Raw genomic sequence first — 7,496 nt, 5'->3', positions numbered from 1 at the left:
CCACCGCCATGAGCTCGTCGCGACCCATCCGCGCCTGCGCAAGCCCGGCGATCGCCACACGGTGCGTGACCACCAGCCGCCCGAAACGCAAGCGTGGCTCGAGCACGATCCACAGTGGTGCCTGGCGCGGGCAAAGGATATTGGGCCAGCCTGCCACGCGCTCGTTCTCGCGATGTTCAACGACAAGGTGCTCGTCAACCTGCGCGGCGCACAGGGCGTCGTGAGGCTTCGCGAGAAGGTCGGCGATCAACGGCTGGAGGCTGCGTGCGAGCGTGCGCTCGTGTTCGCCAGCCCCAAGTACCGCACCGTCAAGACGATCCTCGACAAGGGGTTGGACAGCCAGCCCACCGCAGCACCAGCGCCGACGCCTGCCGACACCTATCTGAACGGCGGCCGCTTCGGCCGTGACCTCCATTCCCTTCTGATCCATTGAACGCCTATGCATCCCAGTCCAGAACTGAACACGATCCTCAAGCAGTTGCGCCTCTCGGGCATCCTTGACTCGCTCGAGCAACGCAACCGTCAAGCCATCGACGGGCAACTTGCCTACACGGAGTTCCTCGCCATGCTTCTGCACGACGAGGTCGCACGGAGAGAGCAGAAGAAGCTCGGCGTGCGGCTTGCCCGCGCTGGCTTCTCCCTGGGCAAGACGCTCGAGAACTTCGACTTCGACCGCGTTCCCAAGCTCAACCGCGCTCACATCCATGATCTCGCCGCCGGCCGCTATATCGACGAGAAGGTCTGCGTGCTGATGGTCGGCCAAACCGGCGTCGGCAAATCGCATCTCGCGCAGGCCTTGGGCCACAGCGCCGCACGCCAGGGCCGCGATGTCCTGTTCATCACGCAAACCGAATTGCTCAAGAAGCTGCATGCAGCACGGGCGACTGAGCTTTATGAACGCAAGTTGCAGCAGTTCGTGCGCGTTCCGGTGCTGATCGTCGATGACTTCGCACTCAAACCCCTGCGTGCGCCCCATGACGAAGACTTCCACGACCTGATTGCCGCCAGGTATGAGCGCGCGGCGACGATTCTGACGTCGAATCTCGACTTCAGCGAATGGGGCGACGCGTTCCCCGACAACCGCATCCTCGGTGCTGCCACGCTCGATCGGCTAAGGCACGGCGCCTACCGCGTCGTCATTGAGGGTGAAAGCTTCCGCAAGCCGAAACCGATGCCCGAAAACGGCGAAAACGCGGTTGCAAAATCAGGCAAAAAACGCATTCTTGAGTCCCTTCGAAATCGCGTTTCGGGGCCATTCCAGGTGGCCTCATTACGCCGATCATCCCCGGCTCGATTACGCCGATCCGTGACACCAGGCCTGTGCCAGATCGCAGACGCCTGCAAACGACTCCACACGGTATTCGGGCAGCGAGCGCCCGGCTCGCCGCGGTAGTGCCGAGAGAACCTGCCGCACACGTTCGCGCCTGGCAGCCGGAATCCACGTGGACATGGCTGCGGAACTGACCACGAAGCCTTCCCGGAGACGGGCGTGGTCAATCCTGCGGTCCAGCGTATCGAGCCTGTCAACCAGGTCCGGCAACGACTTCGTCATGGATGGCGCCTCACCCGAAGACTGTTTTGCCATGGCGGTTACCGGTCAGACTTTGCGCCAGTGTCCTCTCCCGCAAGCAGGATCTGGTCAAGCAGGTTGAGCTTCAGTGGCCTGTCCGCGTCGAGTTTCTTTTTCTCGATCACATATTTCCAGCCGTCGCCGCTGCCCGGGTTCCGGTACAGCGCCACGACCGCCACGTACTTCGTATCGGCCTGCATCGGCTGCGAGAGGCTTGCCGATGCGCCGGGATTGAGCACCGCCGCCATGCTGTCCTGCAGATCCTGCGTGAGCACGATGCGGTCGTTTTTCAGGAGATCCTCATAGGACGCCCTGTCGAACAGCTTGCGATCCCTGAGCTGGTACACGCGCACGGCGACCGACGTCGGCCGGCCGTTGTCGTCGGCATTCAGGGCATCCCGTGCCGACAGATCGACGTTCAGGACTTTTACCTGCCTGAAGAACACGGCGTGATAGGCGCTCGAGGAGGCATCGGATACGGTCTGCCACGCGCCGCATGCCGGAAGCAGCAGCGCGGACGCAAGGATGATAAGGGTTGAGCGGATAAACATTCGGATTCCCAGGGTTATGCGCGTTGAGAACTCAGATAGGGATTGGGTGCCGGCTTCGGAAAGGCCTCACACACACCGAGAGGAATCCTGATCATGCGCTCCTCTCCGGCGGGCAGAACGGTTGTCCACCCGAGTCGCGGTGCGGGGCCTTCCGGTACCGAACCTATCGACGGCAGGGGCGCAATCCGTGAGGATACCTCCATGCGCAGATGAACATCCGACCTGGTGCCAACATAGAGCGTCACGAAAGCGGTCAGTTCCCGATGCAGCCAGGCGCCCGGCAGCAGGTCGTGCGCCTGCCGGACGTTATCCGGGCGCAGCGTCACCCGGGCGGCGCGGCTGCGATAGGCGAGCCGTCTGCCGAGCACGTACCCGCCCCCGAGTCCGCGTCTGCCGCCGCTGCCTGATGGTGGTGCCGATGCCGGTATCGCCGGCCGGGAGGTGAGCGGCCGCGGTTCTCCCGTACCGGTCATTGCCGGAAAGAATTCGTCGACGCGAACCTCCACGCCCGGAATCGCCAGCGCGATCACACCCGCGAGCCCTTCCGGCGTTCGGGTCTTCTGCGTCAGCAGACCCAGCAGCGCCAGCATGCGGCAATCGGGCAACCCCGCACGTTCCGGCTTGCCGCCCCAGCCGAATCCGGCCAGCGTCAGCAGGTTCCGCGAATGGGCATCGCGCCCCCCCGCGAGAAAGCTTTCCGGGTAACGGTATTTTTTCCACGCCCTGTACAGCAGCGTGATGAGGCGATGATCGTACTGGTCGAGAAACCGTTCGACGACCTCGTGCCCCTCTTCGCGCAGCACGATGTCGTCGATCAGGTGCGGTGGCATGGCCGCATCCACGCCGTACAGCCCCATGAAGGTCGTCCGCACGACAGGCGGCGCCGGCGGACCGTAGTCGTCGTCGTTCCCGCTGTATTCAACCGCGGCGACCTCACCGGCCGGAAAGCCGATGCGGCGCCACGATCCGAAACGCACGGGCTCCTGTCCGGCCGTATCGCGCGTGCCGAATCCGGCGCCATCCGCCGTCCCCGCCTCGAGCAAACGGCACAACTGCATGAAGCTCATCTGCGGTGCCCGCGCGAGCAGCGAGGCGACCAGCGGCTCAAGCCTGGAATTGTCTTCACGTTTCATAGCGCCGACCGTTCCGCCTTGCTGCGCGGCCAGAGCGTGCGCTTCTGCGATGGCAGGCTCACGATCGAGAGCCGGGTAAACAGGTTGATTTCCGCATACATCGCAAAGAAGCGGTGCAGCATCTCGCCAAAGAGCATCACGTCACCTTCGCCCGCAAACGCCTGGGAATCGAGCGTCACCTCGATCAGGACGCCGCGCTCGACCGAGCCTCCCGACACTTCCTCAAGCAGCTCCTCCGATACCCACAGGATGCCGGCCAGGCGCCTGCGGTTCAGCTCGTCATCGGTCCAGTCGTAAAGCGCGAGCGTCCCGCGCAGTACTTCCGCGTTCATCAGCGACAGGAAGTTCGCCGCGAGGTGCGAGAGCACGCGCCACTGGTACCGGTCATTGGTGGGCGGATAGAGCGGCAGCGTCGGAGCGACGAGATTGCGCACACCGGTCACGTTCGGGGTGCTCGCCGCAAGCTCGCTCAGGCTCGCTTCGCGCAGGCCCTTGCGCGGCAGCATCCCGTTGGTGCCGGTCACGCGCAGCGACAGGCTTTCCTCCGGCAGCGCCTCCATCGTCTCCCAGGCATGGCCGCCGAGGACGATCCAGGTCTCGTGCAGCCCCGATACCCCCGGGCGCACACGCGCGTGGAAATACCGCTCGGGCGCTTCGTGACGCAGCATGCCGCCGCGATGCCGGAACGTGGCGAACGGCACGTATTCATAGCGTTCCGCGGTTTCATGATCGAACGCGGAGACCGCATCGACCGAGTATGTCTCGACGTGCTCGCCGTGGTGGCCCGCCGGCACAATGCGATACTCCGTTTCGTGATGGTTGATCTCGACGGGTTCGGCGTCGAGTTCAAAGAGGTTGATGACCGGCGAACAGAACAGGCGGACATTTTCCCGCGTAAAACGCAGGTCCGACGGGTAAGCCTCCTTCAGCACGAATTCGAGCTCGAAACGGGTGGCGCCTGGCGGAAGCTTCGCAACGTCCAGCCCGCGGAGGTCGACGAACAGGAACTTCTCGCGGAACGAAAAGTATTCGAGCAGGAGCTGGTAACCCGAAAACGCGGCATCGGCCTTGGGCCACAGGCGCTCTTCTGTCGAGAATCCGGCAGGCTCGATCGTGATGCCCGGCAATGGCACGGCTTCGCCATCACGCACTTCCGGAATGCGCCAGAGGATGCTGTCGACCTGGCGCGTGAGGGCGAGGTGCATGGCGAATGCCACCGGCAGGTCCGCGTTCAGGTGCAGACGCAGGCGCGAGATATCCGTTTCCTCCCGTCGCGCCGAATGCTGCAGTTCGAAAGCCAGCCGGATCACCGAACGGCCGTCGTGGCGCACCGTGGGCGCCGCGTGCGTAATGGACACCGGTTGCAGCGTGACAGCCTGCGTGGTGCGGTAAAGGCACTGCACCGAACCCGATGCCGTGCCACCGGCATCGTCGCCCTGCGGCACGTGGATGGGGGCCGAGCGCACCGGCACGCCCGCCGGCACCACCTCGGTTCTCTGGAGCTTCTCGCGCAGCGGCACGAGTTCGGCGATCGACAGCGAGGGAATCATGCGCAGATAGTGCGGCCACAGCAGGCTCACGAGCCCTTCCGTGAGCTCCGGCAGTTCGTCGTCGAGCTTCTGCTGCAGGCGTCCCGTGAGGAATGCGAAGCCTTCATGCACGCGTTCGACATACGGATCGCGGTCGCCTACCCGTTCAAGGTTCAGCATGCGTGCGCGGTCGGGATGGGCCTTCGCGAACTCCCTGCCGGAGTCGCGCAGGTAGCGCATCTCGGCTTCGTAGTAACGCAGGACGGGATCGTCTTTTTCCATGGGAATCCGTTCTATGAAAGAATCAGCGCGCGGGCCGGGTCGAGCACCGTGAGTTCGGTCTGAAGCTCGGTAATCCGGCGCGCGAGGGCCGTCCTGTCCGCATCCTTGCGGTTGCTGGCCGCCTTCACCGCGCGAAGCAGCTGAAGCTTGACCTCGAACACCAGGGCCGGGTCCCAGCGCGCAAGCGGCAGTGACTTCGCGGCCGTATCCAGTTCGAGCAGCAGTGCCGTGGCCGTATCCGCGCGTTCGGCGTGCTGCGCAAGGCGTGCCATCACGAAGCGCTGCAGATAGCGATGCCGCTCCGTCTTCATGCCGGGCAGCACGTCGAGCCACGCGAAGGCCGCTTCGATACCCTCGCGCGCAGCAAGATCCCTCGCCTGGGCCTCGATCTCCGGCCAGTCACCCGCCCCGCCTTCCTCGCTGTCGGCCGATACCGGCAGCGGGGCGACGGTATCGCCCGCTTCGAGATCGCGCACGACCGCGTGCCGGGCGATCCATTCGAGCGTGGTGTCGTCGGCGAACGGCGTGCCGTCATTGAACGACAGGCGCTCGATGCCGCGCAGACGTTCGAGGAACAGCGCGAAATCCGCGCGCAGCAGTTCGCGCCACGTGTCGTATGGCGCGCCGGCATGATCGAGCGCGACGTGCTGGAAATACTGCAGGTCGAACCACAGGTGATTGACGCCCTCCATGAACGCGCCCTCGACACGCTCAAGCAGCTCGTGCCACTGCTTCTGCAGCACGAGCCGCTTCAGTTGCTGGCGCAGTTCCGGGCGCGGGGCCGCAAGCCGCGTATGCGAGGCAGCGTTTGCTGGCGGCACTTCATGCACGGTGTCCCAGCGAACGCAGCGCACGAGCCGCACGGATGGCAGATAGCCCTGCTCCTGGTCGCGCAGCCACGTGGCCATCACACGCGCCTGCTCAAGCAGGTCGCGCGTCGAGGCGATGGCACTGCCTGCCGTGCCCGCCGTGGAGGCAGAGGACGTCTGGGGCGGCCCGGCGTCGTCACTGCGCACCTCCCCTTCCCTGCGCTCGAACCGCGACACCAGCGGCTGCAGGTTTGGCCGTGCCGCTTCGGGCCATGCGTGCGTGAGCGTCACGAGTACGTCGAGCGCGGCCAGTGCGCGTTCGAGATCGGCCGGCGCGAACGCACCACGGCTTTCGAGCAGATCGATCACGCGCGTCGTCGCCAGCATTTCGAGCGCGGCCTTCCTCGCCTCGGCGCGGGCGGGCAGCACGGCTTCCCCGAACCGTTCGACAAGGGCCGCGGCAAGCTCCAGCCCGTCGGCCAGACCAGACGGCCCATCCTGACGCAGCCGTGCAAACGCGTAATAACCCGCGAGGCGCAGATCCTTGCCGGTTTCCTTGAGCAACTGCTCGCAGGAACGCGCGATCAGGCTTTCGTCGATCTCCGAGAGCTTGCCAGCTTCGTCCCTGAGCGTGAAAAACGCATCCTCGTAACCGGGATCGCGGCCCACACCCGCATCGCCCGAAAGCGGCTGCAGCCACGACGCCCATGCATCGAGCCGGGCGCGGGCGAGTTCGCCGGTGTCCCCGCGGGCGGGAAAGAGGCTCCGGAAGAGTTCACCGAGCTTCATTCGGCCTCCGGCACGGAACCATGCGGCAACGGTGTGGCCGCGTGCCTCGCGGCGGCAATCGCCGCCGGCGGCAACGGCGGCGGTGTGCCGGACGAAAGTCCGGGTGCGGACTTCACACCGCCGGCGGCAAAGATACGGGCGGGCAACGCGAAGTGGCGCAACTGCAGCACATCGAGCGGACCCGCGCCCGCATCACTGCGCAACTGCATCCGGAGCGCGACACCCGTGCCTGCATCCGGCGCCCATGTGACGAGATAGCGCGCATTGTCCTGCTGAGACGTTTTCGCACGCTCAAGCAGACGGATCAGCCCGAACCGTCCCTGCGCGTCCATGGCCGAGCGCAGGCCGCCCTGCTCGGTCTGCCATTCGATATGCGAGCGGTTGTCCAGCGTCTGCCCCGGCCATTCGAACGGCACCCATTCCTCGCGCTGGTTGAAGTAGTGCAGTTCGCTGCCCGGCAGCACCACCCGCATGTCGGTGATGCCCGGCGTGGCGACGCCGCGCAGGTCGAACCGGATATGCGCGTCGCCGGCCGGGAAAATCACGGTCGAAACCCGCATCAGCCGGTTCAGTCCATCCAGGAAGCCGGGGTCGAGCCTGAGCGAGCCGTGGTCGGCACCCTGAGCCGCGACCCAGCGATCGCCCTGACGCTCGACGACACCAGCCAGCTGCGTCGTGACGAACTGCGCAATCACGCCGTTATCCGGCCGCATGAAGCGCGCCATCTCGGGCAACGATGCGTCGTTCTCCGAATCCGCAAAGGGATAGCGGCCGCCGAAGGTCCGGTTCCAGTCCGCAAGGATCGAGGTGCGCCAGATATCGTTGAGGCTCGC

The 7,496-nt window shown here is 65.3% G+C and carries 5 protein-coding genes and 2 pseudogenes; 2 read left to right on the top strand and 5 right to left on the bottom strand.

The annotated features are described in order from the left end of the window. Positions 1-433: pseudogene (locus VMJ11_RS31390) on the top strand (IS21 family transposase); the annotation flags it as partial. A 6-nt stretch (positions 434-439) separates the two neighbouring features. Beyond that, a pseudogene (istB, locus tag VMJ11_RS31385) lies at positions 440-1,216 on the top strand (IS21-like element helper ATPase IstB); the annotation flags it as partial. A 374-nt stretch (positions 1,217-1,590) separates the two neighbouring features. On the opposite strand, the gene tssJ reads toward istB, so the two are convergent. From tssJ to VMJ11_RS31360, 5 genes are all read right to left on the bottom strand, one after another. After that, complete coding sequence (gene tssJ, locus VMJ11_RS31380; protein ID WP_325624836.1) at positions 1,591-2,121, bottom strand: type VI secretion system lipoprotein TssJ; 531 nt, start codon at positions 2,119-2,121, stop codon at positions 1,591-1,593. Between the two features lie 14 nt (positions 2,122-2,135). Further along, positions 2,136-3,254, bottom strand: coding sequence for a type VI secretion system baseplate subunit TssG (tssG, locus tag VMJ11_RS31375; RefSeq protein ID WP_325624835.1), 1,119 nt, complete (start codon positions 3,252-3,254; stop codon positions 2,136-2,138). Further along, entirely contained in the window at positions 3,251-5,065 is a 1,815-nt protein-coding gene (gene tssF / locus VMJ11_RS31370) for a type VI secretion system baseplate subunit TssF (RefSeq protein ID WP_325624833.1), read from the bottom strand. The genes tssG and tssF overlap by 4 nt, the downstream gene beginning before the upstream one ends. A gap of 11 nt (positions 5,066-5,076) precedes the next feature. Then, the gene (gene tssA, locus VMJ11_RS31365) at positions 5,077-6,663 is read right to left on the bottom strand and encodes a type VI secretion system protein TssA (RefSeq protein WP_325624831.1); all 1,587 of its coding nucleotides are present in this window, start codon (positions 6,661-6,663) and stop codon (positions 5,077-5,079) included. After that, the coding region (locus VMJ11_RS31360) for a type VI secretion IcmF C-terminal domain-containing protein (RefSeq protein WP_325624829.1) at positions 6,660-7,496 on the bottom strand (837 nt) is incomplete at its 5' end. The genes VMJ11_RS31360 and tssA, both read right to left, overlap by 4 nt.

Origin of the sequence: Paraburkholderia sp. (assembly GCF_035501035.1) — a bacterium.
In the GTDB taxonomy this organism is placed as follows: Bacteria; Pseudomonadota; Gammaproteobacteria; order Burkholderiales; family Burkholderiaceae; genus Paraburkholderia.
Note: the sequence above shows the minus strand (reverse complement) of the source record. Positions and strands in the feature narration are given on the sequence as shown.